This window comes from Vibrio sp. 2130-1 (assembly GCF_033339515.1).
The window spans coordinates 20317-46915 of record NZ_JAWOUT010000012.1 but is presented as its reverse complement, the minus strand read 5'-3'; the positions used below and the strand labels follow the sequence as shown (position 1 = coordinate 46915).

Sequence of the window (26599 nt, the reverse complement as noted above, 5' to 3'; positions counted from 1 at the left end):
AGTTAGGTTTTTCCGTGTTAAATCAAAATAATGACCCTTTTAATGCTTTTGAAGCGAAGACAGAAGCTCAGAAGTTATCTTTTGCACCAATCGTGTTCCAGACCGCCAAAACGCTTCGAGATTTAGGTATTTTAGCCGCTTTAGACAGCGCTGGCGCTCAAGGCATGAGTGCCACAGATATTGCCGAGAAAACGGGAGTATCAGAATATGGTGTTAAAGTACTGTTGGATATGGCGATTAGTGCGCATATTGTTTTATGGGAACGACCTAACTATTCGCTTGCAAACCTTGGTTTTTACCTTCTTCATGATGGTATGACGAATGCAAACATGGATTTTACGGCAGATGTTTGTTACGCCGCGATGATGCATTTGACGGAAGCAATTCAAGAAGGTAAACCGTCAGGTTTGAAAGAGTTGGGCAATTGGGAGACCATTTATCAAGGTCTATCGACGTTACCAGAACAAGCCAAACAGAGCTGGTTTAAGTTCGATCATTTCTATTCGGATCGCTCGTTCCCACTTCTGCTTAAAGAGGTATTTGCAAGCAAGCCAAAGCATCTTGTGGATATTGGCGGAAATACGGGAAAATGGGCGATTCAGTGTTGTAAACATGACCCTGACGTTCAAGTGACGATTGTTGATTTACCGCAGCAATTAGAAGTAGCGATGAAGAATGTTTCAGAAAACCAGTTCGTCGAGCGTGTACGTCCATACCCTGCAAACATGCTTGATAAAGCACAAACATTGCCTGAGCATGCTGACGTATGGTGGATGAGCCAGTTCTTGGATTGCTTTTCCCCAATTGAGATCCTCAATATCCTTAAAAAAGTTAAAGCCCAGTTAACGAAGGGAGATACTATTTACGTATTGGAGCTGTTTTGGGATGCTCAAAAATACGCGGGAGCTTCCTATAGCCTTAATGCCACTTCTCTTTATTTTACCTGTTTAGCTAACGGTAATAGTCGCTTTTATCGCAGTGATGATTTCTTAGAAATTGTCGAAGCGGCAGGTTTATCTGTCGTTGAAAGAACCGACAATATTGGCCTTGGTCATACCTTATTAAAACTACAAGCAAACTAAATTCAGAATGAAAACAGAGCTCAAGCAAGTTGTTGTCGTAGGAGCGGGGCCATCAGGTTCAACCGCTTCTGCGTTATTAAAATCGCGTGGCATAGATGTTGTTGTCTTAGAAAAAGCGACTTTTCCACGTTTTTCCATAGGAGAAAGCCTACTCCCTGCATGTATGGAAGTTGTTGAACAAGCAGGAATGACTCATGCAGTAAAGCAGTTTGGTTTCCAGTATAAAGATGGTGCTGCATTTCGTCGTAATGGCGTATACACCCAGTTCGACTTTACAAACAAATACACACCAGGACCGGGCACGACGTTTCAGGTTCAACGTGCCAACTTTGATAAAGTATTGGCAGATAGCGCTGAAGAGCAAGGCGTAGAGATTCGTTATCAGCATGAGCTGCTCAACCTAGTGTTTGAAGGGAAAAAGTCTCGATTAGAAGTGCTCGACTCAAATAAGAAGGCTTATCAAATCGAAGCAGATTTTGTGCTGGATGCAAGTGGCTTTGGGCGTGTTTTGCCACGCTTGTTGGAGCTAGAAGAACCTTCTTGTCTTCCGCCTAGAAAAGCGATCTTTACCCATATCGAAGATCATATCTCTCCCCAAGAGCCGGAATACGATCGCAACAAAATTTTAATTTCAGTTCATCCTGAAAATCACGACGTATGGTACTGGCTAATCCCATTCTCTAATGGTACTTGTTCGTTTGGTGTGGTGGGTGAGCCAGAATTTTTCGAACAATACCCAGAAGATAAGATTGCAGCGTTGCAGCAGTTAGCCAATGAAGAGCCGGGTTTGGCTTCTTTGTTGCGAAATGCGAATTATCCGAATCCAGCAGGCGAGTTGGGTGGCTATTCTGCTAACGTCAAACGTTTAGCGACAGAGCACTACGCGTTGCTTGGTAATGCAGGTGAGTTTCTTGATCCTGTATTTTCATCGGGTGTCACTATCGCCATGAAATCGGCAGAGTTTGCAGCGGACTGCGTGGTTCGTCAGCTGAATGGTGAAAAGGTTGATTGGCAAGAAGAGTACTCGCAACGCTTAATGGTGGGAGTGAACACATTCCGCACTTATGTGGAAGGCTGGTACAACGGCACGTTGCAAGATGTGATTTTCTATCAAAACCCGAACCCACGTATTAAACAGATGATTAGTGCGATTTTGGCTGGATATGCTTGGGATACGAATAATCCTTACGTAAAACAAAGTGAGCAGCGTTTGTCGACGCTTGCAGAACTGGTTCGGGAAGCTGAACTGTAAGAATATACATTCGCTTATCCGAGAATCAGTAAGCCTAGGTCTTACCAAAAAATTGGTAAGACCTTTTTAATGCCTCTTTACTTTTACTTCTAGCGTGTTGGAGACACATTGACCACTTACATCGGTGTGTATCGAATTTGAGAATTTTTATGGTGACATTGATCACATCTAGAATTCCTGTTGCTGATATTTATATTAAATTTGTAGGAAATGGATTACATTCTGGGAGTGTTCCCTACATCCGGCTTCGTTGTGAAAACGGTTTATAAGCAACTGTATAAGTTAGTAAAGTTCCAAAAACTACATCAAAAAAAAGACAAGTTTCTTACCAAATCAATTCGCTTGGTGAGTTCGAGCCATCGACTACGCCAAACGCTTCCTCTACTTTCTAAAATTGTCGAAGAACATGACGCATCAACGGTCTCTTCGATTGCAGATCCCGAGAACGCGGTCGCGTGGGGAGGCAAAGTTTCTCCAGAGTTCAAATCTAAAGTCATCCGTATTAGTAAAGAGCTAAAGATCAATCCTAATCATCTTATGGCGTGCATGGCATTTGAAACTGCTGAAACTTTCAGTCCAAGCATCAAAAATGGTTCCGGAAGCGGGGCTACAGGGTTAATTCAATTTATGCCCTCTACCGCAGAGTCATTAGGAGTGAACACAAAGACTCTTGCGAGAATGAGCGCGCTTGAACAACTTGACTATGTGAAAGCGTACTATTGGCCCTATCGAAATAAAATTAATAGCTTAGAAGATGCTTACATGGCCATTCTCTACCCTGCTGCGATTGGTAAACCGCCGTCTTTCGTTTTGTTCAGACAAGGCTCAATTGCCTATCGACAGAATGCAGGTATCGACCGCCACAAAACGGGGAAAATCACGCTTAATGATGTTTCCTACAAAGTGAGGAAAAAATTAGAAAAAGGTTTGCAGCCCAATTTCATGGGCTAAGATTGTGTCATGTTCCTAGTTTTTCGCGCATGAATCCTTCTGTTACTTCACGGGGATTCTGATACACTACGCGCCCATTTCCTCTGTTGAGACCTTTCTATGCCATTTTCTAAGCTTGGTTTAAGCGCATCGATTGCTGATGCAGTAAAAGCGCTAGGTTATGAAAAAACCACTTCTATCCAACAAAAAGCCATTCCAATCGTATTGCGTGGCCGCAATTTAATTGCAGCAGCGCAAACGGGCACAGGTAAAACGGCCAGTTTTGTTCTGCCAATCTTAGAAAAGCTTAGTCGAGGCGAAACGCAACGTAAAAAACGCGCTCGTGCGATTATCCTAACGCCAACACGCGAACTTGCGCTTCAGGTTCATCAAAGTATTGAAGCTTATGGTAAAAACTTACCATTACGCTCAATGGCGATGTTTGGTGGTGTGGATTATGCACCACAAAAACAAGCCTTGATCGAGGGTGTCGATATTGTGGTAAGCACGCCTGGGCGCTTGATTGATCTGTACGGTCAACGCGCGATTCACTTTGATGAAGTGGAAATGCTAGTGCTTGATGAAGCCGACAAAATGTTGGATATGGGATTCATCGATGCGATCGACAAAATCGTCGACTGTATGCCAGAACATGTGCAAAGTTTGCTGTTCTCAGCGACGTTATCTAACCCTGTTCGTGACTTGGCGAAAAATGCGATTATTGATCCTGAAGAGATCACGATTGCAAAGCACAGTGCCTCAAAATCAAATATTAAACAGTGGATCACGACCGTCGATAAAGACATGAAGTCGTCGCTGTTAAGTCACTTGCTTAAAGAAAATGACTGGTCGCAAGTACTGGTATTTATTGAAACTAAACACGGCGCAGCCAAACTGGTAAGCCAACTTGAGAAACGTGGCATTGTGGCAGAAGCATTCCACAGTGGCCGTAATCAGCGTGTTCGCCAGGAATTAATAGAAAAGTTTAAAGCGGGTGAAATCCAGTACTTAGTCGCAACCGGCGTTGCTGCGCGCGGTATTGATATTGATAATCTGCCAGTTGTCATCAACTACGATTTACCTTACCCAGCGGATGAGTATGTACATCGTATTGGTCGTACAGGTCGTGCCGGCGCGAAAGGTGAGGCGATATCACTGGTTTCAAAAGACGACTTTAAGAACCTCTGCATGATTGAAAGTCGTTTAGGGCACTTGCTAGAGCGAGTGGAAATTGAAGGTTTTGCGCCAAGAAAGCCAGTACCAATTTCAATTTTAAATTACGTGCCTAAGAATAAACGTAAACCGCACGATAAGCGCGAATCAAAATAGCCAGTTTATCCCATGATCTAAAAGCCGCATTCTTGCGGCTTTTTGCGTTTTAAGGCATCCAATTATGTAGCCATCGCGACGGTTTCTATTCGGTAATGAGGAAAAAAGTTAATCAGTGTCATACGCTTAACACGTAAAGTGAATCAAGGTGCGTTAAGCTTTTGTCAATTATCTGTCCGCAGGTTTGCACAAGGTAAGGAATGGGCGCAAACTTTTTTGCTTGCTAATGAATGCATAAGATGGGGCACAAATGAAAACAGGTGATAAGCAATTCGCCGTTATTGGTCTTGGCCGATTTGGTTTGGCAGTGTGTAAAGAGTTACAAGATTCAGGCGCTCAAGTTTTAGCCGTTGACATCAACGAAGACAGAGTTAAAGAAGCCGCCAGTTTTGTTAGTCAGGCGGTTGTGGCTAACTGTACTCACGAAGAGACGGTTGCTGAGCTCAAACTTGATGATTACGACATGGTGATGATTGCCATCGGAGCGGATGTCAATGCCAGTATTCTTGCGACATTGATTGCTAAAGAGGCGGGAGTAAAGTCAGTATGGGTTAAAGCCAACGACCGCTTCCAAGCTCGTGTTCTGCAAAAAATTGGCGCAGACCACATTATCATGCCTGAGCGTGACATGGGGATACGTGTCGCGCGTAAAATGCTCGATAAACGGGTTCTTGAGTTCCACCCATTAGGCAGTGGCTTAGCTATGACGGAGTTTGTGATTGGCTCTCGTTGGATGGGTAAGACACTAAGTGATTTGGCTCTGTGCAAAGTCGATGGCGTGCAAGTGCTAGGGTTTAAACGGGGCCCAGAAATTACCAAGGCACCTGACCTTAATACCACACTAGAAATTGGTGACCTAATTATTGTGGTCGGCCCTCAAGATGCGCTCGCAAATAAATTAAAATCGCTATGACGTATTTTCATCAGAAAGGTGTTTTTTACGCACCAGATGGTAAACAAGAGAAAGCGAAAGGCAACGAACCGCGAATTATATTGCTCAGTTTTCTCGGTGTTTTACTGCCTTCTGCGGTATTGCTAACCTTGCCAGTTTTTTCTGTTACGGGCCTGTCGATAACGGATGCTTTGTTTACTGCAACGTCCGCTATTAGTGTGACAGGGCTTGGTGTTGTCGATACTGGGCAACACTTTACGCTTGCGGGTAAAATCTTGCTGATGTTTTTAATGCAAATCGGTGGGTTGGGGCAGATGACGTTGTCGGCAGTCTTACTCTATATGTTCGGCGTGCGTTTGAGTTTGCGTCAACAAGCGCTGGCGAAAGAAGCATTAGGGCAAGATCGGCAAGTCAATCTAAACCGACTAGTAAAGCGGATTGTTGTTTTCGCGCTTGTTGCAGAAACGGTCGGGTTTATTTTTCTCTCTATCCGCTGGGTCCCTGAAATGGGCTGGCAGACTGGTATGTTTTACGCCTTGTTTCATGCAATTTCTGCATTTAACAACGCTGGGTTCGCGCTGTTTTCTGACAGTATGATGAGCTTTGTGAATGATCCGTTGGTTATCTTTACACTGGCGGGGCTATTCATTTTTGGCGGGCTTGGTTTTACTGTTGTGGGTGACATCTGGCTAAACTGGCGCAAAGGTTTCCACTTTTTGCATCTTCACACCAAAATCATGCTGATTGCGACACCGATATTGCTCTTAGTCGGAACGATGATGTTTTGGTTACTTGAGCGAAGCAACCCAAACACAATGGCGTCTTTACCTGCAACAGGGCAATGGTTGGCGGCATTCTTTCAATCTGCGAGTGCGCGAACGGCAGGGTTTAATAGTGTTGACTTGGCGTTGTTTACCCAGCCGGCCTTACTGGTCATGATTGTTCTGATGTTAATTGGAGCGGGTTCCACCTCAACGGGGGGCGGTATTAAAGTTTCCACATTTGCTGTTGCGTTTATGGCTACGTGGACCTTTTTACGCCAAAAGAAACATGTGGTTATGTTTAAGCGAACCATAAATTGGCAAACTGTGACTAAGTCATTGGCAATTATCGTTGTGAGCGGAGCCATCCTGACAAGCGCAATGTTTTTATTGATGCTTACCGAGAAGGCCAGCTTTGATAAAGTTATGTTTGAAACCATTTCCGCATTTGCCACAGTGGGGCTCACCGCCGGTTTGACTGCGGAACTTTCTGAACCTGGTAAATACATTATGATCGTGGTGATGATCATTGGTCGTATTGGGCCGCTCACGCTTGCCTACATGTTGGCACGTCCTGAACCTACCTTGGTCAAATACCCAGAAGACGCCGTTCTTACAGGTTAATATAGCGTTAAACAATGGCCGCGCGACCATTACGAGCATTGATTAATAGCAGTGCTCGTACATTTATAGAATATGTGGAATGTTGCCCAGTTTTACCTACAAATTCGTAGAAGTTCATTTCTTCTTCCTTTCGTTTCGATACTATTCATTCACTCAATTTATATTCTCAGAAGCTACGCTCATAACAGCGTTTTGGAATCCGACGCTTTTGTAGTGTGACACCAAACTACGTCGTGTTATCTGAGCGAATTGATACCAGCCTTCGTCAATAGTCACTCAGTCTTACTCTATGCCCATAGGGTTACTTTGTGTTTGTTGTGCTTGGTATTAATTAACGAATCGAAAAGATGGAGTCGTACTTTGAAATTCAACACACTCGCCATGGCTATGCTAACTGCGCTTCTTGCAGGGAAGAGCATGGCAACTACTCCGCCATCACCGGTTTGGCATACTATTGCGTTGAGCGATGGTAGTTCCAGTGAGGCAATTCTACGTGGAACGGCAGATTTCCACTGGTTTGAAGATAAGCAGGGCAATGCCTTACTTCAGGAAGACGGCGTTTGGTTTTTCGCGCGGATTCAGCGCAGGTCAGACACGCCAATATTGATCTCGACAGGTGTGGTGAAAACGCAGTCGAGTGAGCCACCTGAGTCGGCGAGGTTTCGCCCGGATTTACAAGTTAAACCGCAATTATCTTCTCTAAAAACCATTGAACCGATGGCACGAAAAAACCTACTGCGTCCGGCGCAAGGTTACCAGGCGATGAGCAGTTCAACGGTGAAGCAGCAGCCCCTATTGGTTGTGCAAGTTTCGTTTGATGACCAAGCAATGGTGCACGATTTTGAGCAACGCGTATTTAATACCAATGGTCAAAGCGTTGTGGATTACTTTGATAAAAACTCTCAAGGTAAATTCAAAGTTGTTCCTGCACTTGAGAGTTACGGCACCGCCAATGACGGTGTGATAGATGTGACTGTGGCACAAAGCCACCCTAACTGTCACTCTAGTTCTACTGATAAGACATGCACCGCCAAGTTGAATGCGGTTTTCACCGAGGCTTATCAAAAACTGGATCCATACTTTAATCTTTCGGCCTACGACAGCAATCAAAATGGTACCGTAGAACCGTCAGAACTCTCTGTCATGTTTATTTTTGCGGGGGGCGATCGTTCAACAGGGGTTCTCAACCGTCCTGCTATTTGGCCGCACAAATTCTCTCACGATGATGTCACACTAGATGGTAAAAAGATCACAGACTATTGTGTGTTCGCTGACTATCAAGTTGATCATCAAGCGACCTTGGGCGTGATCGTACACGAGCTTGGCCACTTAATGCTTGGATTACCGGATTTGTACGCAAGGAACAGTGATGCCTCGATCGGCTCTTGGGGCGTGATGGGTGGCGGTTCATGGGCGCAGAAACCGGGAGATTCATACGCTGGTGACACTCCGGTGAACATGAGTGCATGGAGCAAACACGCTGCTGGTTTTGTTGTACCAACGGTAACTCATGAAAGTCCAGCGCCTATTTCTGTGAACAACGACGATGTCAAGCTGGTGTATCTCGACCCGTACTTGAAAGAGTTTGGCCCACGTGTTTACTTGGAAAATCGCACCTTTAGCGGTTACGACCGAGCATTGGCGGCTGAAGGTATCCTGGCGACGTCGGTCAATGTCCAGAACCGCTTTAATGATGTTGGCGCGATGCAGGTTCAAATCATGCAGGCTGATGGTCTGAATGAGTTAGAAAATGGTGGTAGGAGTGACGCTGACGATTTGTACCCTAATGGTGGCAATGTCATTTCAGATACATCGACCCCGGGTCTGAGAACGATCACAGGGTTTGATACTGGGGTTCGTATTTCCAACATTGCCAGCAACACCAACGGTGGTAGTTTTTCTCTTGAACATACAAACGAACCAAATAAGTCAGCATGGCTGAACTCTCTTCACCAAGGTTATGTGTACGCGAGTGGGAGTAACACTCTGGCGGTGTCACTGGACTTGAATCGTGATACAGAGCTTGATGGCCTTCAACTTTACGCGCAAAGAGATAGCGCTCAAAGTGACATGACTTATCGAGTTTGGCGATTCCCATTTTCTGGAAACATTGGCTATCGATTAATATTGAATCAAAACAACGCTGAGCTTTTACAGCAAGGTAACTTCCAAAAGTCATCTCGAATTTTATTCCCTCAATCAAGCCAATTGAGTGCGGGTCAGCATTTATTGGTCGTTGAATTGGAAGGCGGTCAATTTGATGCAAACTTTGATTTCGGTCGCTTGCTAAAAACTGAAAAAGCCTCTCTACCTGTAATGTGGACTGGTGATTACAGTGAGATTGGCACGTTTGGTCTAGAAAAAGCCGGGTTCTCTTATATTCCGTTTGCAGCATTATTAAATGTGGATGCGAGCAACTTGGTTGAAGCGAAATCTGATTCGTTACAAACCAATAAAAATACGCCAATCAAACTGAACCTGATGGACAATGATTTCATGGCGGTAGGGTATCAGTTCAATGTGGACATTGTGCAGAAGCCTGAGCACGGCACCATCTCTGGCAACCAGTACCAACCTGAAGCTAACTTCGTTGGTCTGGACACTTTCCAATATCGTTTGTTGTCGGTTGATGGTGCGTACTCATCTTCAATCGTGAATGTGCAAGTGGAAGTGCTTGGCAGCAACGAAGCGCCAGTGGCTGTGATTGATATTGATAATAAAGACATGACGGTTGGGCAGCGAGTCACGTTGTCTGCGTTAAATAGTACGGATGCTGATGGTGACGTGTTGAGTTATAAATGGGAGCAGTTGGCTGGCACTTCAGTTTCTCTTGGCAATGCAACCAGTGTTAGCACAAGCTTTACGGTGCCTCAAGGTGCAAAAGCGGGTGAGGTTCTGACATTCCGTTTAACCGTGACTGATCCTAGTAATGAAACGTCCAGTGCTACCGTCGATTTAACCATGAAAAACGCAGCGCCACTTACGCTTGCAGATACGGCGACCGTTGCCGTTGGTGAAAGTATTCTGATTGATGCAGCGAGCAATGATTCGGATGTGAACGGCGATAAACTGGTTGTAGAAAGTGTACAGAACGTAACGGGTGTGGGAAGTGCGAGTGTAGAGAATGGCAAAATCCGTTTTCAAGCACCGGATAGCCCTACTGACGGCATCAAGCTGCAATATACGGTTTCAGACGGTCATGGTGCTACTGCTACGGGGGAAGTTATCGTGACGGTTGTTGCTTCTTTGAAGACAACGACATTCAAGAACTCTGAAGGTAGCGGCAGTGTTTCTTATTGGGCTTTGATGTTACTTGCAACATTAGGCTGGCGACGTCGCGTCTAAAACGGTATTGAATTGCGGTATAAGCCACTCACATTGAGTGGCTTATTTTTTATCTGATCTATTTTGGTTTCGTTCTCATTGTCTTATGAGATGTGTTTCTCATTATTTTTAAAGCGATTTTTCTACTCTGCGGTTACCCTAGGGGCCGATTTTTATGAACTAAGGATGTTATATGTCTACCGAGGGCTTTTCTGTTTCGGAAATATGCCGAGAAGCGGCAGTGATGGTCAGAAGGAATCTACTCGCAATTGTTATTGCTTGTATTCCGTTGATTATCGTGCACTCAATTTTTGCTTTTATGTATCCTGAAATGACGGGGCAAGATCAAGCGAACGTTCAAGAAGGTAATGTCGCAGGATTTTATTTCGTCACAATTATTTTGTACCCACTTGTTGCCGCTATGGCGGCTGTGCGTGTGCATCGAATTTATTTAGCCGGCGATTACATGCACTCTGCGTTGGATGTATTTCGTTTGTCAGCTCGAGAATTCCGTTTCATAGGCTGGTGGATACTGTTTGGACTGATGATGATGCTCGTTATTGGTATCCCGATCTTTGTGTTGTCGTTTATCTACATTGCAGAAAGTGGTGAAGCCGACTTTGTTGCTATGGCTATTATCACAACGATTGCAAGCATTCCTGGCTATTGGGTAATGGCGCGATGGTCATTTGTGTTGCCAGCGACTGCAATGGATCATCAGCCGCGCAGTTTGCGTCGTTCGTGGAATCAGAGCAGACCATACAACAAACAAGTATTCATTTTGATGGGACTAATTCCATTGGGTGCGGGCTTGCTCAGTCAGCTGATCTTTAGCCACTTTACGAATCTCTTTATGTTGAGCCTCGTCGGTGTGGCCTATGGTATTTTTGGCGCGTACCAGCTGGCATTGTTATCGTTGAGCTATAAAACGGTAGTGGATATCGAACGCGCTCGTTTTGATACGCCATCACAGCCACCAAAAACGGGTGAAGAATTTTCCGCTTAACCCTTTGATCGTTTTTACATGCTACCTCCGTTTAGGAGACGGTCTGCGGCAGGTTGATACCTTCCTGCCGCCTTCGCGTTATTCACGCAAAATACCCATGCCCATTTCATGGCTGAATGACAGGGACATTCACACGTATACTCACAACAGTACTTCTTTTTATTAAGGAACCCTACATGTCCATTTGGCAACGGGTCAATTTCACCCATCGCTTTAGTCAATTACCGTCAGCGTTCTATACGTTGGTCGAGCCACAACCCTTGGACAACACTCGCTGGGTCGCTTGGAATGGTGAGTTTGCACAGCAGTTTGGTTTACCAGAAGAGCAAAACGATGAGTTATTGGCGGTTTTTTCTGGGCTAAGTGAATTCGAACAATTTCGTCCTCTTGCGATGAAATATGCAGGCCATCAGTTTGGCGTTTACAACCCAGATTTGGGCGATGGACGTGGATTACTGTTGGCAGAAATTGAGCATCAGGATGGTACTTGGTTTGATCTTCACCTCAAAGGTGCAGGGCTAACGCCTTACTCGCGAATGGGAGATGGGCGAGCGGTATTACGCTCAACTATCCGTGAGTACTTGTGCAGTGAAGCCATGGCGGGCCTTGGGGTTCCCACGACACGTGCTCTCGGTATGATGGTCAGTGATACACCTGTTTATCGAGAAAAAACGGAATCGGGCGCTTTGTTACTTCGAATGGCTGAAACCCATGTTCGATTCGGTCACTTTGAGCATTTCTTTTACACCAACCAGTTAGCGGAGCAGAAGCTGTTGGCGGATAAGGTGATTGAGTGGCACTTTGCTGATTGTGCATCGGCGGAGAAACCATATGCCGCGATGTTTGACGCCATCGTGACTAAAACAGCCGAGATGATCGCATATTGGCAAGCTTTTGGTTTTGCGCATGGTGTGATGAATACCGATAACATGTCAATTCTTGGGCAAACTTTTGATTATGGTCCGTTTGGCTTTCTTGATGATTATGAGCCGGGATACATTTGTAATCATTCAGACTACCAGGGTCGTTACGCATTTGATCAACAGCCTAGAATTGCGCTTTGGAACCTGTCAGCACTGGCGCATGCGCTATCGCCACTCGTTGAACGAGAAGATTTAGAATCGTCGTTGAGTCAATTTGAAGTTCATTTAAGCCAGCAGTTCAGCCGCCTCATGCGTGAGAAGTTGGGCTTAAAAACTAAGATAGCGGAAGACGGGCGTTTGTTTGAAGCTATGTTTGAGCTTCTTCACCAGAACAAAACGGACTACACTCGCTTCTTCAGAACACTTTCAAACCTTGATAATGCGCCTTCCCAAGCCGTAATCGATTTATTTCTCGACCGAGAAGCAGCGCGAGCTTGGCTTGAGCTGTATTTAGCTCGGTGTGAGCTAGAGGTTGATGAACTAGGGGGCCTGATTTCAACCGAACAGCGTTGCAAACAGATGCGTCAAGCCAATCCCAAATACATCTTGCGTAACTACTTGGCTCAGTTGGCGATTGATAAAGCGGAAGAAGGGGACTTTAGCGAATTACACCGATTGTCCGAACTGTTAAAACGCCCATTTGATGAGCAACCCGAGTTTGATGATTACGCGAAATTGCCACCGGAATGGGGGAAGAAAATGGAGATAAGCTGTTCTTCATAAATGGGTCATTTCCCACCCATTTGTATCTTTTTCTTGGGTGGAATTCACTCGTTACACTTCTGATTCATGTTAATGGGCTTTGTTAATTTATTGAAATGAATATAAATTTTAACATGGTCCATTAATTGCTCTTTGTTGAATATCCGTACCCATCGCCTAACACCTAGTTACTCATGGACGGGATGGGATGTGATTCAACAAGGAGAATAATAATGTTTAAGCCTCTAACTCTACTATCTGTCTCTGCACTTGCTGTTACCAGTTTTAATGCTGCCGCAAATTGTGACCCGGGTGAAACGGTCATCAAGTTTAGCCATGTAACGAACGCGGACAAACACCCTAAAGGCATCGCGGCTTCGTTACTTGAAAAGCGCGTCAACGAAGAGATGAACGGTAAAGTCTGTATGCAGGTGTTTCCTAACTCAACACTTTATGATGATGACAAAGTGTTGGAAGCGCTACTGAATGGTGATGTTCAACTCGCTGCTCCTTCTCTTTCTAAGTTTGAGAAATTCACCAAGAAGTACCGTCTTTTCGATCTTCCTTTCTTGTTCGATGATGTCGACGCGGTTGACCGTTTCCAAAACTCGGAAGCGGGTGAAAAGCTGAAAAATTCAATGAAACGTCGTGGCCTACAAGGCATTGCGTTTTGGCATAACGGCATGAAGCAAATGTCAGCCAACAAGCCGCTCATTTCTCCAACTGATGCTGAAGGACTTAAGTTCCGTGTTCAAGCGTCTGATGTACTCGTTGCTCAGTTTGAGCAGCTAGGTGCTAACCCACAAAAAATGTCGTTCAAAGAAGTTTACGGCGGCTTGCAAACTAAGGTTATTGATGGTCAAGAAAATACTTGGTCAAACATTTACGGCAAAAAATTCTTCGAAGTTCAAGATGGCATTACGGAAACGAACCACGGAATTCTGGATTACTTAGTTGTGACGTCAAACGACTTCTGGAAAAACCTACCAGATGATCAGCGCGAGCAGTTAAATACCATTATTCAAGAGGTAACTGCGCAGCGTAATGCTGAGTCAACCAAAGTAAACCTTGCGAATAAGAACAATATCATCGAAGCCGGTGGTGTGGTTCGTACTCTAACGCCAGAACAGCGCCAAGAGTGGGTCACTGCACTTCAACCAGTATGGAAGAAGTTCGAAAAAGACATTGGTTCTGACCTAATCGAAGCCGCTTTGGCGTCTAACCAAAAATAATAACAGCTAGCACATTTAGCCCTCTCAAACTGAGGGGGCTCTTTCCCCCTACAGACGACGTGATGTAATTATGGAACAGACTTTTTTTGCCAAGGCTGGACGAATCACCGATGCCATTGAAGAGACTTTGATTGCTTTCTTCTTGGGTGCCATGACCTTGCTGACCTTTGCCAATGTCATCTTTCGTTATGTCTTTAACGACAATATTCTTTGGGCGCTTGAGCTCACCGTTTTCATGTTCGCATGGATGGTGTTGGTTGGCGCATCTTATGGTGTGAAAAAACACTTTCATATTGGTGTCGATGTCATTATTAACATCGTTCCGGAAGGTAAACGAAAAGCCCTGGCGCTTTTTGCAGCAATGTGTTGCTTAGCCTTCTCTATTTTGCTGTTAATTGGCGCTTGGAACTACTGGTATCCGTTCGCTACCGACCGAGCGTGGTATGAAACGGACGATATTCCGATGCCTGAAATACTCCAGTTCATGGCCGACTGGTTAAATGAGGGAGAGCGTTATGAAAAGCTGCCACGTTTTATTCCTTACTTCGCTTTGCCACTTGGAATGGCGCTACTAACGTTTAGATTTGTTCAAGTCACGTGGCAAATCGCTACTGGTAAGCTCGATCGCTTGATTGCAGGACATGAAGCGGAGGAAGAGCTCGAATCTCTTAAAGCTGAGATGAGTGACGCTGAAGACGTAATGGCTCCAAAGGCCTCGCAAGACGCTAAAAACAAGGAGCAATAAGCCATGGATATCTTATTTCTATTTTTGATGGTAATTGGCTTTATGCTGGTTGGCGTGCCAATTGCTATTTCGCTGGGCCTTTCCAGTGTTCTTTTCCTTTTAATGCATTCGGATGCCTCTTTAGCGTCAGTTGCTCAAACGCTGTTTAATGCATTCGCGGGCCACTACACGCTATTGGCTATTCCATTCTTTATATTGGCTTCAAGCTTTATGTCGACGGGTGGCGTAGCAAAGCGGATCATTCGTTTCGCCATTGCCATTGTAGGCTGGTTCCGCGGCGGTTTGGCGATGGCTTCGGTTGTAGCGTGTATGATGTTTGCCGCGTTGTCAGGTTCCTCACCTGCAACGGTTGTTGCCATAGGTAGTATTGTTATCGCAGGTATGATCAAAAACGGTTACTCAAAAGAGTTTGCCTCTGGGGTAATTTGTAACGCAGGTACGCTAGGGATTTTGATCCCACCTTCGATTGTGATGGTGGTGTATGCAGCCGCAACGGATGTGTCAGTTGGACGTATGTTCCTTGGTGGTGTGATTCCCGGTTTGCTGGCGGGTGTCATGTTGATGATCGCGATTTACATTGCCGCGAGAATCAAGAACCTTCCAAAGCAACCTTTTGTCGGTTGGAAAGAAACTTTTGATGCCGCCAAGGATGCAAGCTGGGGCTTGTTGTTGGTCGTCATCATTCTTGGTGGTATCTATGGCGGTATCTTTACGCCGACAGAAGCCGCTGCGGTTGCTGCTGTGTACTCATTCTTTATTGCTAACTTTGTATACAAAGACATGGGGCCATTTGCAGACAAGAAAAACACTAAACCTGCGCTCGTTAAAATCTTCCAAACCTTTGTTCATAAAGACACGAAACACACCCTGTATGAAGCGGGCAAACTCACCATCATGCTGCTGTTCATCATTGCTAATGCCTTAATTTTGAAGCATGTTTTAACGGAAGAACGCATCCCGCAAATGATCACCGAGTCGATGCTCTCGGCTGGTCTCGGACCCATCACTTTCTTGATTGTGGTGAACGTCTTGTTGCTGATTGGTGGTCAGTTCATGGAGCCATCAGGCTTGTTGATCATTGTTGCGCCGCTCGTGTTCCCAATTGCGATTGCATTAGGTATAGACCCAATTCATTTGGGCATAATGATGGTGGTGAATATGGAGATAGGAATGATAACGCCGCCCGTGGGTCTTAACTTATTTGTGACCGCTGGTGTTGCCAAAATGTCGATGATGAACGTAGTGAAGGCAGCATTACCCTGGGTTGGAGTGATGTTCTTGTTCCTAATTATCGTCACATATGTACCATGGGTATCGACTTGGTTGCCTACTACCTTGATGGGGCCGGAGATCATTACCAAGTAATGGAAGCCAGAAAGTAGAAAGAGGTGTGAGAATTCACACCTCTTCATCTATTGATTTGTAACAAGTTTTGCGCGGGTCTGAATTAATTCGACGTTCATAGTGTCGCCACCTCTTTTTATTTTTACGACGCTCTTCACCGAGTCTTCTCTCTTCTTGATAGCAACCGTCTACGAGCACGGTATCTGTAACAATCGGTATTCTCACTTTTTCGTTCATATCTGTAACAACCATGATAAACCTGTTGTTAAAAATTATGATTCAAGTTGAATATAATGCCAATTATCTGAACGTGTTTTATTTGTAAAGGTCTTTATTTATTTGGTAACGCTGCATCTTGTCGTAAAGGGTTTTTCTTGGCACATTTAATTGGCACATTGTCTGTTTAATACTACCGTTGTTTTCTAATAAAGCGCCTTCAATGGCTGCTCTCTCAAACTCCGCCACTTGCTCTGCAAGGCTTGAGGAAGACTTAGCAACTGGGTTCGATTCTCCCAACTGAATTAACTTACCCAATAGTACAAAACGTTCTGCAGCATTTCTGAGTTCTCGAACATTACCAGGCCAGTCATGGCTCATCAGTTGCGCTAGATCTTGGGGTGACAAACTAGGTGAGCTTTTGCCATAACGTGAAGCTGCTACCAACAGAAAGTGGTGAAAGAGGGCGGGAATGTCTTCTTTTCGTTCGCGTAGTGGCGGGAGATCCAAGGTCACGACATTGAGCCGATAATAGAGGTCCTGACGGAAAGTACCTTCTTCAGCTGCGTGTTTTAAATCGACCTTTGTTGCGGCAATCACTCGAATATCTAAAGGCAATAATTCATTGGAACCGACACGCTCAATCACGCGCTCTTGTAATACCCTCAATAAACGAATTTGGGCTTGGATAGGCATCGACTCGATCTCATCCAAGAAAAGTGTGCCGCCTTGTGCAAACTCAAATTTACCGATACGACGGCTTTCGGCGCCAGTGAATGCGCCTTTTTCATGGCCGTAGAGTTCACTCTCAATTAAGTTCTCTGGAACCGCTCCACAATTTACGGCGACAAAGTTTTGGTTCCGGCGAGAGCTTTGCTCATGTAAAGAACGAGCGATTAACTCTTTCCCTGTACCGGTTTCACCAAACAATAAAATATCGGCGTCGGTATCGGCGATTTGGGTGATGGTCTCTCGTAATATTTGGATGCTAGAGGTTTCACCAATAACTCGTGGACCAAGGGTTTTACTGGCTTTAAGTGACAGGCGCAGTTTTTCATTTTCATTGGTTAGTTTGCGCTTCTCAATCGCCCGCTTAACCGTTTCAACCAAATGCTCTGGCGCAAAAGGTTTCTCAATAAAGTCGTAAGCGCCTTGATGAAGGGCTTGCACTGCCATGGAAATATCACCGTGTCCAGTGATCATGATGACGGGTAAGTTTGCATCGCGTTGAGTCAAAGTTGTTAGCATATCCATACCAGAAATGCCCGGTAAACAGATATCAGTGACCACGACGCCAGCTTCTTCTCCTTGCTGCATCGCTATTAAAGCCGATTCTGCATCCACAAAAAACTTGGCGTCGATATCCGCCAGTTCAAAGGTCTGTTCTATAGCGATTCTGAGATCGGCCTCATCATCAATAAAAAACACCTGACACATGATCTTATCCTTTTGATGGTTCAGTGTTGTAAGAAGTGATAGGTAAACACAATGAGAATCGAGCGCCGCCTTGTTCTCGATTATGGGCACATAATTTTCCATTCATACTGGCTAAGATTTGTTGCGAGATAGAGAGACCCAAACCTAAACCGTTCAGTTTAGTGGTTAGAAACGGCTCACATAAATCAGAAAGTGAGAAAGAGCCAAGTCCTGGGCCATTATCATCAACATGAATCCAAACTAAATCAGTGTGCTCATCGTGTTCTACAGATAATTCTACCTGTTTGTCTTGTTGTTCTTTGAGTGCTTCTATCGCATTAGTCAGTAAATTGACCAACACTTGCTCCAGTTGAATAATATTGATCTGCACTTCAACATCATGCTCTGGCAAATTTGTTTCTAACGTGACGCGCCCTGATTTAAATGCGGGCTTCATCAGTTCTTTTACAGAGGCTATCACAGGGAACAATCGAGATTGAGCCAACTCGTCACCACTGGTTTTTTTGGCGAAAGAGCGAAGTTGCTGACTGATATTTGCCATACGGTCAGTGAGAGCAGAAATGCGAGTGAGATTATCTTCCACTCGCTCATATTTTTCTTTTTTTAGAAACAGCTTGCCGTTCTCCGCAAAGCTACGAATTGCCGCAAGTGGATTATTCAGTTCGTGGCTGATACTGGCCGACATTTGTCCTAACACCGCGAGTTTCGCTGCTTGCACCAATTCGTCTTGAGTAACGCGTAAAGTTTGCTCGGTATCGATACGCTGTGCGATCTCCGCTTGCAACTCGGCAGTCCGTGCCATGACTTGATATTCCAACTTTTGATTGGCTTCTTGTTGAATTCGTTCAAGTTGCAAGTGACGCTGTTGACGGTGATAGATAAGCTGACCAATTAAAAACAAAACCATGAATGCTAGAGTGAGTACAAAGATGTAACCCATGGTGAACCAAACGATCGACTGTTTAGGAGACAGCACACGAATAGTCAGTTTGAGTTCGGGAAGGGGCAGCGAAGAGACCACCAAGGTTCCTTTATTGTATGGGTAACCCTGTTTAAGCTCAGAATGCACCTCGTCCAAACTACCCACTAATCCAAGCGTTTCAATTGGCGCATCAAGATATTGTTGGCTTGCCCAAACTTGCTTTTTCTCTTTTTTTGTCAGTGGTTGTAAGCTTTTGAGTAGCCATTCACTTCGGCTACTCATGAAAACAATTCCGTATGGGTCGCTGGCGACAAAAACACTGTTAGGTTGCTGCCAGTTGTCCTCTATCTTACTTAGGTCCATCTTCACCACGACGACACCAAGTACACCGCCAGCGTATACGATGGGATAAGAATAGTAGTAGCCACGTTTACCAGATGTTGAGCCCAGTGCGTAGTATTGGCTTCTTTTGCCTACAATGGCTTGTTTGAAATAAGGGCGAAATGCAAAATTTCGCCCGATAAAGGAGCGCTCTTTACGCCAGTTGCTGGCTGCGATCGTTGTACCCCATTGATCGATTAAGTACGTATCCGCTGCTTCAATCACGCCATTAACGGATTCTAAATACCGATTAGTGATTTCCAGTTGCGCACTGTTGTTGGGGTGCAGAAGCGCTTGATAAAGAGGATCATCTTTAGCTAGAAGATTTGGGATATGGGCGTACTTATCGAGTTTATTTTTTATATGGCCAGAAAACTGCTCCAGCTGTGATTGGTGTTTATCAAGTAGAGATTGATAACTGGTCTGCCAAACCCAATGGCCACCGATAATTGCGCACAGGAAATAGAAAGCAAAAAATGTCAGCAGAATCCGTTTTTTTTGCGACATCCTTACACTCCTTACAACTTCCTTTGGTCACGTAAGAAAATGTTAATAGTTTGTAGGAAGGATTAGGGATTTAGTTTTCAACTCTGTGGAGTAAAACAAGAGCAAGATCTCTTTTTAGGCTTTTCGATAAAAAAACCGGTCGATTCTCTTGAAAAAGTCGCTATTGTCCCCATTCTAGATATGCTGGCGATGCTTAGACGGTGTCTGAATCGCATTTTTGAAGAAAAAATGGGTCAGCATTCGAGAATTTAGCGCAGACAATGTCCACATAGTGGCTATTGGCTCGACAGGGTTGCGACAGATCGCTAGAATGTCGCGTCTAAAAATTCTGTCCTGAGGCTAATAGGAGATACCTTTGGTTATTTTATCGAAGATATCACTGATTAGTCCGGTACTGACAACCAGTATCGATACTCGATTTTAAATTAGGTGTTCGGACAGAACACTACACAAGGATGAAGCGTAAGCTCCTCTGAGTTTCGCTCATACGCTCGGAAAACCGAGCCACTTTAGAGGTTTATATATAATGCAAGTTACTGTTGAAACGCTAGAGGGCCTAGAGCGCCGTCTAAACATTACTGTTCCAGCTGCAAACATCGAAGACGCTGTAACAGCTGAACTACGCAACATCGCTAAAAACCGTCGTTTCGATGGTTTCCGTAAGGGTAAAGTGCCTCTAAAAATGGTTGCTAAGATGTACGGCAAAGCAGTACGTCAAGACGTTCTTGGTGAAGTAATGCAACGCCACTTCATCGAAGCTATCGTTAAAGAGAAAATCAACCCAGCTGGCGCTCCAACTTTCGCTCCTGTAGAGAACAAAGAAGGTTCAGACCTAGTTTTCACTGCAACTTTTGAAGTTTACCCAGAAGTTGAGCTTAAAGGCCTAGAGAGCATCACTGTTGAAAAACCACTAACAGAAGTTAAAGATGCAGACGTAGAAGAGATGATCGATACTCTACGTAAGCAACAAGCAACTTGGGTTGAAGTTGAAGAAGCAGCAGAAGATGGCAAACGCGTAAGCATTGACTTCGTTGGCTCTATCGACGGTGAAGAGTTCGAAGGTGGTAAAGCTGAGAACTTCCCTCTAGAAATGGGTGCTGGTCGCATGATCCCTGGTTTCGAAGACGGTATCGCAGGTAAAACTGCTGGTATGGAATTCGACATCGACGTGACTTTCCCAGAAGATTACCACGCTGAAAACCTAAAAGGTAAAGCAGCTAAGTTCGCAATCAAAGTGAACAAAGTTGAAGCTCGTGAACTACCAGAACTAAACGACGAGTTCGTTGCTAAGTTCGGTGTTGTTGAAGGCGGTGTTGAAGCACTTAAAGCTGAAGTTCGTAAGAACATGGAACGCGAACTTAAGCAAGCTGTTAAGAACCGCATCAAAGAGCAAGCGATTGACGGTCTAGTTGAGCAAAACGACATCAACGTACCATCAGCGCTTATCGAGCAAGAAATCCAAGTTCTACGTCAACAAGCTGCACAACGCTTCGGTGGTAACCCAGAAGCTGCTGCTCAGCTTCCACGTGAACTGTTCGAAGAACAAGCTAAACGTCGCGTAGTTGTTGGTCTTCTACTAGGTGAAGTAATCAAATCTGAAGAGCTAAAAGCGGACGACGAGAAAGTTAAAGCTCTAATCGAAGAAATGGCTACTGCATACGAAGATCCATCAGAAGTTATTGCTTACTACGAGCAAAACGAAGAAATGATGAACAACATGCGCAACGTAGCTCTAGAAGAGCAAGCAATCGACGCGATCATCGCTAAAGCACAGGTTTCTGAGAAAGAAGTAGGCTTCAACGAGCTACTTAACCAACAACAACCTGCTGCTTAATAAGCAATATCTTGCGTAGAAGGTTGACTTAACGTTAACTATTCTGCTAACAATGGTCCGTATGATAGTCATCATCCGGGCCATTTATTTTAGGGACATAAGAATATGAGCTACCAAGAAAAAAATGCAATGTCGCCAATTATGGACGCGCTAGTACCAATGGTGGTTGAACAAACTTCCCGAGGCGAACGCTCTTACGACATCTACTCACGTCTGCTGAAAGAGCGCGTGATTTTTTTAACGGGTCAAGTGGAAGACCACATGGCAAACCTTGTCGTGGCTCAGCTACTTTTCCTAGAATCTGAAAATCCAGATAAAGATATTTTCCTATACATCAACTCGCCAGGCGGCAGCGTAACAGCTGGTATGTCTATTTACGATACCATGCAGTTCATTAAGCCAAATGTCAGCACTGTGTGTATGGGTCAAGCATGTTCAATGGGTGCCTTCCTGCTTGCAGGTGGTGCGCCAGGTAAGCGTTACGTACTGCCTAACTCTCGTGTAATGATCCACCAACCATTGGGTGGTTTCCAGGGTCAAGCTTCTGATATCCAAATCCATGCTCAGGAAATCCTGACGATTAAACAGAAGCTAAACAAGTTGTTAGCAGAACATACAGGTCAACCTCTTGAAGTCATTGAGCGCGATACTGATCGTGATAACTTCATGTCATCAGAGCAGGCTGTGGAATACGGTATCGTGGATGCAGTGTTAAGCCATCGTGGCGAGTAATTAGCCAGCGCATTTTGGCAAAAATTGATATACACTCATTCATGAAGAGTAAAGGCTAAGAGGTTAGCGAATGACAGATAAAAGCAAAGAAAGTGGCAGCGGTAAATTGCTGTACTGTTCTTTCTGCGGCAAAAGTCAGCACGAAGTTCGCAAGCTAATCGCAGGTCCGTCAGTGTACATTTGCGACGAGTGTGTCGACTTATGTAACGATATTATTCGCGAAGAAATCAAGGATGTTCTCCCTAAGAAAGAATCTGAAGCGTTACCAACGCCAAAACAGATCCGTGAACACCTTGATGACTATGTGATCGGGCAAGATTACGCGAAAAAAGTGCTCGCAGTTGCGGTATATAACCACTACAAGCGTTTACGCAATGGTGATACAACGAGCGAAGGTGTGGAGCTTGGTAAGAGTAACATCCTTCTAATTGGTCCTACAGGTAGCGGTAAAACACTACTTGCGGAGACATTAGCTCGATTCTTGGATGTGCCATTTACAATGGCAGACGCGACGACACTAACCGAAGCCGGTTACGTAGGTGAAGACGTTGAAAACATCATCCAAAAGCTTCTGCAAAAATGTGATTACGATGTAGCTAAAGCGGAACGCGGCATCGTTTACATTGATGAAATTGATAAGATTTCACGCAAAGCTGAAAACCCATCTATTACGCGTGACGTATCTGGTGAAGGTGTTCAGCAGGCGCTACTAAAACTTATCGAAGGTACGGTTGCATCGGTTCCACCTCAAGGTGGTCGTAAGCATCCTCAGCAAGAATTCCTACAAGTGGACACATCTAAGATCCTGTTCATCTGTGGTGGTGCTTTTGCTGGCTTAGACAAAGTGATTGAGCAGCGTGTTGCAACAGGTACAGGTATTGGCTTTGGTGCTGAAGTTCGTTCGAAGAATGAATCGAAGACAGTAGGTGAGCTATTTACTCAAGTTGAACCTGAAGACTTAGTGAAGTACGGCCTCATTCCAGAATTCATTGGTCGTCTACCTGTAACAACAACACTGACTGAGCTTGATGAAGAAGCATTGATTCAGATCCTATGTGAACCGAAGAACGCACTGACCAAGCAATATGCAGCATTGTTTGAGCTGGAAAACGCTGAACTTGAATTCCGTGAAGATGCGCTGCGCGCTATCGCGAAAAAAGCAATGGAGCGTAAAACAGGTGCTCGTGGCTTACGCTCGATTCTTGAAGGCGTGCTACTTGAAACCATGTACGAATTACCATCTGCAACAGACGTTAGTAAAGTCGTGATTGATGAGTCCGTCATTAATGGCGAGTCAGAGCCACTGCTTATTTACAGTAACGCAGACAATCAGGCAGCTGGAGCAGAGTAAATTCAGCCATAATGAAAAAGGAGGTAAGTAATTACCTCCTTTTTTTATTTCTCTTATTGAATCCAAACAATTAGCCCCCATATACTGCCTTAAGTAATACGTTAAACGTGAAAGCGGAAGAGAGAATTATATGAACTTGGAACGTTCCGAGCGTATCGAGATCCCGGTACTACCTCTACGTGACGTAGTGGTCTACCCACACATGGTTATTCCATTGTTTGTTGGTCGTGAGAAATCGATTAGCTGTCTAGAAACGGCGATGGAAACCAACAAACAAGTTCTTCTTGTGGCACAAAAGCAAGCGGATACTGACGAGCCTACGGTTGACGACCTATTTGACGTAGGTACGGTAGCCACCATTCTCCAGCTCTTGAAGCTTCCGGATGGCACAGTAAAAGTATTGGTCGAAGGCCAGCAGCGAGCAAAAATCAATCACTTTAAAGAGAGTGACTTCTTCTTAGCTGAAGCTGAATTTGTTGTTACGCCAGAATTGGATGAGCGTGAGCAAGAAGTGATTGTTCGCAGCGCGATTAATCAGTTTGAAGGGTTCATTAAGCTAAACAAGAAGATTCCACCAGAAGTGCTAACGTCACTTAATGGTATCGACGAAGCTGCACGCTTAGCGGATACCATCGCGGCTCATATGCCGTTGAAGTTGGTGGATAAGCAGCAAGTACTTGAAATTGTTGACGTTACTGAGCGTCTGGAATTCCTGATGGGCCAGATGGAATCAGAGATCGACTTGCTGCAAGTTGAAAAACGAATTCGTGGTCGCGTTAAAAAGCAAATGGAAAAATCTCAGCGTGAGTACTATCTGAATGAGCAAATGAAAGCGATTCAGAAAGAACTTGGTGAGATGGAAGACGCACCAGACGAGTTCGAAACGCTACAGAAGAAGATTGACGAATCAAAAATGCCTCAAGAGGCACGTGAAAAGACAGAGCAAGAGCTGCAAAAGCTTAAGATGATGTCTCCAATGTCTGCTGAAGCAACAGTGGTTCGTAGCTACATCGATTGGATGGTCAGCGTTCCTTGGGCTAAGCGCTCAAAAGTTAAGAAAAACTTAGCGAAAGCAGAAGAGGTTCTTAATGAAGATCACTACGGTCTAGAACGCGTCAAAGAACGTATCCTTGAATACCTGGCGGTTCAAAACCGTATCAACAAGCTAAAAGGTCCTATCCTTTGTCTTGTTGGTCCTCCTGGTGTAGGTAAAACGTCTCTTGGTCGTTCAATTGCTTCAGCTACTGGCCGTAAGTATGTTCGTATGGCGTTGGGTGGTGTGCGTGATGAAGCGGAAATTCGTGGTCATCGTCGTACTTATATCGGCTCATTACCAGGCAAATTGATCCAGAAAATGTCGAAGGTTGGTGTGAAAAACCCGCTGTTCTTATTGGACGAAATCGACAAAATGTCTTCAGATATGCGTGGTGATCCGGCATCGGCTCTACTAGAAGTCCTTGATCCTGAACAGAATAACTCGTTCAACGATCACTACTTAGAAGTGGATTACGATCTCTCTGACGTTATGTTTGTTGCGACATCGAACTCGATGAACATCCCGGGTCCATTGTTAGACCGTATGGAAGTTATTCGTTTATCTGGTTACACCGAAGACGAGAAGCTGAACATTGCAAAACGTCACCTTGTTGATAAACAAGTGAAGCGTAATGGCTTGAAAGCGGATGAGATCGTCATTGAAGATTCTGCGATTATTGGCATCATTCGTTACTACACGCGTGAAGCGGGTGTCCGTAACTTAGAGCGTGAGATTTCTAAGATCTGCCGTAAAGCGGTGAAGAACATCTTGCTGGATAAGGACATCAAGTCAGTAACGGTAACGATGGACAACCTAAAAGAGTACTTAGGTGTTCAACGTTTCGATTACGGTAAAGCGGATGAAAGTAACCGAATTGGTCAAGTAACTGGTCTAGCTTGGACCGAAGTGGGTGGCGATCTATTAACGATTGAAACTCAATCAATGCCAGGTAAAGGTAAGCTAACACAAACGGGTTCTCTTGGTGATGTGATGCAAGAGTCTATCCAAGCAGCAATGACAGTGGTTCGCTCTCGTGCAGAAAAGCTAGGTATCAATACTGACTTCTACGAGAAGAAAGATATTCACGTACACGTCCCGGAAGGCGCGACACCAAAAGATGGCCCAAGTGCGGGTACAGCAATGTGTACAGCATTGGTTTCTTCTCTGACAGGCAACCCTGTGAAAGCAGAAGTAGCGATGACCGGTGAAATCACACTGCGTGGTGAGGTTCTACCTATCGGCGGCCTAAAAGAGAAGTTACTTGCGGCACACCGTGGTGGCATTAAGACAGTGCTAATTCCAAAAGATAACGAGCGTGATCTGGAAGAGATTCCTGATAATGTTATCGCTGATCTGAAAGTTATCCCTGTACAGTGGATTGATGAAGTACTGAAAGTCGCACTAGAGCGAGACCCGACGGGCGTTGAGTTTGAGTCTCAAAAATAGTGATGTGTAGCAAAAATAAGTAAAAGTTTACGCTGATAAGCCCAAAAAGGCTTGTCAGCGTTTTTTTTGGGCGCTAAGTTAGTTTCGATAGCTGCCAGCCCTTGATGAATAAGGGGTGGAGCATATTTTCTTAACAATGGAACGAAAGTCATCACAAAAATAATCACAGATGACACAAAGGGGAAATTACAGTGAATAAAACTCAGTTAGTAGAACAAATCGCAGAAAATGCAGATATTTCTAAAGCGTCAGCGGGTCGTGCTCTAGATGCATTCATCGAAGCAGTAAGCGGAACTCTTCAATCTGGTGATCAAGTCGCTCTAGTTGGCTTTGGTACATTCAGCGTTCGCACTCGTGCTGCACGTACTGGTCGTAACCCAAAAACTGGTGAAGAAATCCAAATCGCAGAAGCAAAAGTACCAGCTTTCAAAGCAGGTAAAGCACTGAAAGACGCTTGTAACTAATCACGGCGTTATTTCTGTAACCGGCCATTTGCTTAACTTTTGCTCAAACAATAAGTTTCGAACAAAAATTTACAAACTTCGAGCCGAACTTTCTTAAATTATGCGCATCATACTGATGCGCATTTCT

20 protein-coding genes and 1 pseudogene are annotated in these 26599 nt (G+C 44.7%); 18 read left to right on the top strand and 3 right to left on the bottom strand.

Annotated elements, in window-relative coordinates; all coding sequences use genetic code 11:
• Nucleotides 1–14: 14 nt before the first annotated feature.
• The 12 genes from R7Q09_RS17435 (at nucleotide 15) to R7Q09_RS17380 (ending at nucleotide 16167) form a co-directional block, all read left to right on the top strand.
• Complete coding sequence (locus R7Q09_RS17435) at nucleotides 15–1082, top strand: class I SAM-dependent methyltransferase (protein WP_053307501.1); 1068 nt, start codon at nucleotides 15–17, stop codon at nucleotides 1080–1082.
• A 7-nt stretch (nucleotides 1083–1089) separates the two neighbouring features.
• Nucleotides 1090–2334, top strand: a complete 1245-nt coding sequence (locus tag R7Q09_RS17430; RefSeq protein WP_262634438.1) for an NAD(P)/FAD-dependent oxidoreductase — start codon at nucleotides 1090–1092, stop codon at nucleotides 2332–2334.
• Nucleotides 2335–2544: 210 nt separating this feature from the next.
• Nucleotides 2545–3285, top strand: coding sequence for a transglycosylase SLT domain-containing protein (locus R7Q09_RS17425; RefSeq protein WP_080960101.1), 741 nt, complete (start codon nucleotides 2545–2547; stop codon nucleotides 3283–3285).
• A gap of 99 nt (nucleotides 3286–3384) precedes the next feature.
• Nucleotides 3385–4593: a DEAD/DEAH box helicase gene (locus R7Q09_RS17420; RefSeq protein WP_154204738.1), complete on the top strand. Its 1209-nt coding sequence runs from the start codon at nucleotides 3385–3387 to the stop codon at nucleotides 4591–4593.
• Nucleotides 4594–4843: 250 nt separating this feature from the next.
• A complete protein-coding gene (locus R7Q09_RS17415; protein WP_005388291.1) occupies nucleotides 4844–5506 on the top strand; it encodes a potassium channel family protein in 663 nt (220 codons plus the stop codon).
• Complete coding sequence (locus tag R7Q09_RS17410; RefSeq protein WP_025766961.1) at nucleotides 5503–6870, top strand: TrkH family potassium uptake protein; 1368 nt, start codon at nucleotides 5503–5505, stop codon at nucleotides 6868–6870. The genes R7Q09_RS17415 and R7Q09_RS17410 overlap by 4 nt, the downstream gene beginning before the upstream one ends.
• Nucleotides 6871–7230: 360 nt before the next feature.
• Entirely contained in the window at nucleotides 7231–10215 is a 2985-nt protein-coding gene (locus R7Q09_RS17405) for a M6 family metalloprotease domain-containing protein (protein ID WP_248487457.1), read from the top strand.
• A 172-nt stretch (nucleotides 10216–10387) separates the two neighbouring features.
• Entirely contained in the window at nucleotides 10388–11200 is an 813-nt protein-coding gene (locus R7Q09_RS17400; RefSeq protein ID WP_033906890.1) for a hypothetical protein, read from the top strand.
• A 176-nt stretch (nucleotides 11201–11376) separates the two neighbouring features.
• A complete protein-coding gene (locus R7Q09_RS17395; RefSeq protein WP_053350463.1) occupies nucleotides 11377–12846 on the top strand; it encodes a protein adenylyltransferase SelO in 1470 nt (489 codons plus the stop codon).
• Nucleotides 12847–13058: 212 nt separating this feature from the next.
• Nucleotides 13059–14057 (top strand): TRAP transporter substrate-binding protein, encoded by a 999-nt coding sequence (locus R7Q09_RS17390; RefSeq protein ID WP_017634784.1) that lies wholly within the window; start codon nucleotides 13059–13061, stop codon nucleotides 14055–14057.
• Nucleotides 14058–14127: 70 nt separating this feature from the next.
• On the top strand, nucleotides 14128–14802 hold the full coding sequence (locus R7Q09_RS17385; protein ID WP_005384308.1) for a TRAP transporter small permease: 675 nt from the start codon (nucleotides 14128–14130) through the stop codon (nucleotides 14800–14802).
• A 3-nt stretch (nucleotides 14803–14805) separates the two neighbouring features.
• Nucleotides 14806–16167 carry a TRAP transporter large permease gene (locus tag R7Q09_RS17380; RefSeq protein ID WP_005382255.1) on the top strand — a complete coding sequence of 454 codons (1362 nt, stop codon included), beginning with the start codon at nucleotides 14806–14808 and terminating at the stop codon, nucleotides 16165–16167.
• Between the two features lie 33 nt (nucleotides 16168–16200).
• Here R7Q09_RS17380 and R7Q09_RS17375 read toward each other — a convergent pair whose 3' ends face one another.
• From R7Q09_RS17375 to R7Q09_RS17365, 3 genes are all read right to left on the bottom strand, one after another.
• The gene (locus tag R7Q09_RS17375; protein ID WP_080276915.1) at nucleotides 16201–16383 is read right to left on the bottom strand and encodes a hypothetical protein; all 183 of its coding nucleotides are present in this window, start codon (nucleotides 16381–16383) and stop codon (nucleotides 16201–16203) included.
• A 78-nt stretch (nucleotides 16384–16461) separates the two neighbouring features.
• Nucleotides 16462–17799, bottom strand: a complete 1338-nt coding sequence (locus R7Q09_RS17370; RefSeq protein WP_005382254.1) for a sigma-54-dependent transcriptional regulator — start codon at nucleotides 17797–17799, stop codon at nucleotides 16462–16464.
• 4 nt (nucleotides 17800–17803) lie between these two features.
• Nucleotides 17804–19609 (bottom strand): ATP-binding protein, encoded by a 1806-nt coding sequence (locus tag R7Q09_RS17365; protein ID WP_154204737.1) that lies wholly within the window; start codon nucleotides 19607–19609, stop codon nucleotides 17804–17806.
• Nucleotides 19610–19648: 39 nt separating this feature from the next.
• On the opposite strand from R7Q09_RS17365, the pseudogene R7Q09_RS17360 reads away from it, so the two are divergent.
• The 6 genes and pseudogenes from R7Q09_RS17360 (at nucleotide 19649) to R7Q09_RS17335 (ending at nucleotide 26472) form a co-directional block, all read left to right on the top strand.
• Nucleotides 19649–19861 (top strand): annotated as a pseudogene (locus tag R7Q09_RS17360) (hypothetical protein).
• A gap of 274 nt (nucleotides 19862–20135) precedes the next feature.
• A complete protein-coding gene (tig, locus tag R7Q09_RS17355; protein WP_005382251.1) occupies nucleotides 20136–21443 on the top strand; it encodes a trigger factor in 1308 nt (435 codons plus the stop codon).
• 105 nt (nucleotides 21444–21548) lie between these two features.
• Complete coding sequence (gene clpP, locus R7Q09_RS17350) at nucleotides 21549–22175, top strand: ATP-dependent Clp endopeptidase proteolytic subunit ClpP (RefSeq protein WP_005382347.1); 627 nt, start codon at nucleotides 21549–21551, stop codon at nucleotides 22173–22175.
• A gap of 70 nt (nucleotides 22176–22245) precedes the next feature.
• Nucleotides 22246–23526, top strand: coding sequence for an ATP-dependent protease ATP-binding subunit ClpX (gene clpX / locus R7Q09_RS17345; protein WP_005382345.1), 1281 nt, complete (start codon nucleotides 22246–22248; stop codon nucleotides 23524–23526).
• 130 nt (nucleotides 23527–23656) lie between these two features.
• Nucleotides 23657–26008, top strand: a complete 2352-nt coding sequence (gene lon, locus R7Q09_RS17340) for an endopeptidase La (RefSeq protein WP_005384300.1) — start codon at nucleotides 23657–23659, stop codon at nucleotides 26006–26008.
• Nucleotides 26009–26199: 191 nt separating this feature from the next.
• The gene (locus tag R7Q09_RS17335) at nucleotides 26200–26472 is read left to right on the top strand and encodes an HU family DNA-binding protein (protein WP_005382341.1); all 273 of its coding nucleotides are present in this window, start codon (nucleotides 26200–26202) and stop codon (nucleotides 26470–26472) included.
• Nucleotides 26473–26599: the final 127 nt, after the last annotated feature.

Excerpts from the sequence above, each read along its gene's own strand:
- R7Q09_RS17430 (WP_262634438.1), top strand. The coding sequence starts at position 1,090 with ATGAAAACAGAGCTCAAGCAAGTTGTTGTCGTAGGAGCGGGGCCATCA.
- R7Q09_RS17425 (WP_080960101.1), top strand. The coding sequence starts at position 2,545 with ATGGATTACATTCTGGGAGTGTTCCCTACATCCGGCTTCGTTGTGAAA.
- R7Q09_RS17420 (WP_154204738.1), top strand. The coding sequence starts at position 3,385 with ATGCCATTTTCTAAGCTTGGTTTAAGCGCATCGATTGCTGATGCAGTA.
- R7Q09_RS17415 (WP_005388291.1), top strand. The coding sequence starts at position 4,844 with ATGAAAACAGGTGATAAGCAATTCGCCGTTATTGGTCTTGGCCGATTT.
- R7Q09_RS17410 (WP_025766961.1), top strand. The coding sequence starts at position 5,503 with ATGACGTATTTTCATCAGAAAGGTGTTTTTTACGCACCAGATGGTAAA.
- R7Q09_RS17400 (WP_033906890.1), top strand. The coding sequence starts at position 10,388 with ATGTCTACCGAGGGCTTTTCTGTTTCGGAAATATGCCGAGAAGCGGCA.
- R7Q09_RS17395 (WP_053350463.1), top strand. The coding sequence starts at position 11,377 with ATGTCCATTTGGCAACGGGTCAATTTCACCCATCGCTTTAGTCAATTA.
- R7Q09_RS17390 (WP_017634784.1), top strand. The coding sequence starts at position 13,059 with ATGTTTAAGCCTCTAACTCTACTATCTGTCTCTGCACTTGCTGTTACC.
- R7Q09_RS17385 (WP_005384308.1), top strand. The coding sequence starts at position 14,128 with ATGGAACAGACTTTTTTTGCCAAGGCTGGACGAATCACCGATGCCATT.
- R7Q09_RS17380 (WP_005382255.1), top strand. The coding sequence starts at position 14,806 with ATGGATATCTTATTTCTATTTTTGATGGTAATTGGCTTTATGCTGGTT.
- R7Q09_RS17375 (WP_080276915.1), bottom strand. The coding sequence starts at position 16,383 with ATGAACGAAAAAGTGAGAATACCGATTGTTACAGATACCGTGCTCGTA.
- R7Q09_RS17370 (WP_005382254.1), bottom strand. The coding sequence starts at position 17,799 with ATGTGTCAGGTGTTTTTTATTGATGATGAGGCCGATCTCAGAATCGCT.
- R7Q09_RS17365 (WP_154204737.1), bottom strand. The coding sequence starts at position 19,609 with ATGTCGCAAAAAAAACGGATTCTGCTGACATTTTTTGCTTTCTATTTC.
- tig (WP_005382251.1), top strand. The coding sequence starts at position 20,136 with ATGCAAGTTACTGTTGAAACGCTAGAGGGCCTAGAGCGCCGTCTAAAC.
- clpP (WP_005382347.1), top strand. The coding sequence starts at position 21,549 with ATGAGCTACCAAGAAAAAAATGCAATGTCGCCAATTATGGACGCGCTA.
- clpX (WP_005382345.1), top strand. The coding sequence starts at position 22,246 with ATGACAGATAAAAGCAAAGAAAGTGGCAGCGGTAAATTGCTGTACTGT.
- lon (WP_005384300.1), top strand. The coding sequence starts at position 23,657 with ATGAACTTGGAACGTTCCGAGCGTATCGAGATCCCGGTACTACCTCTA.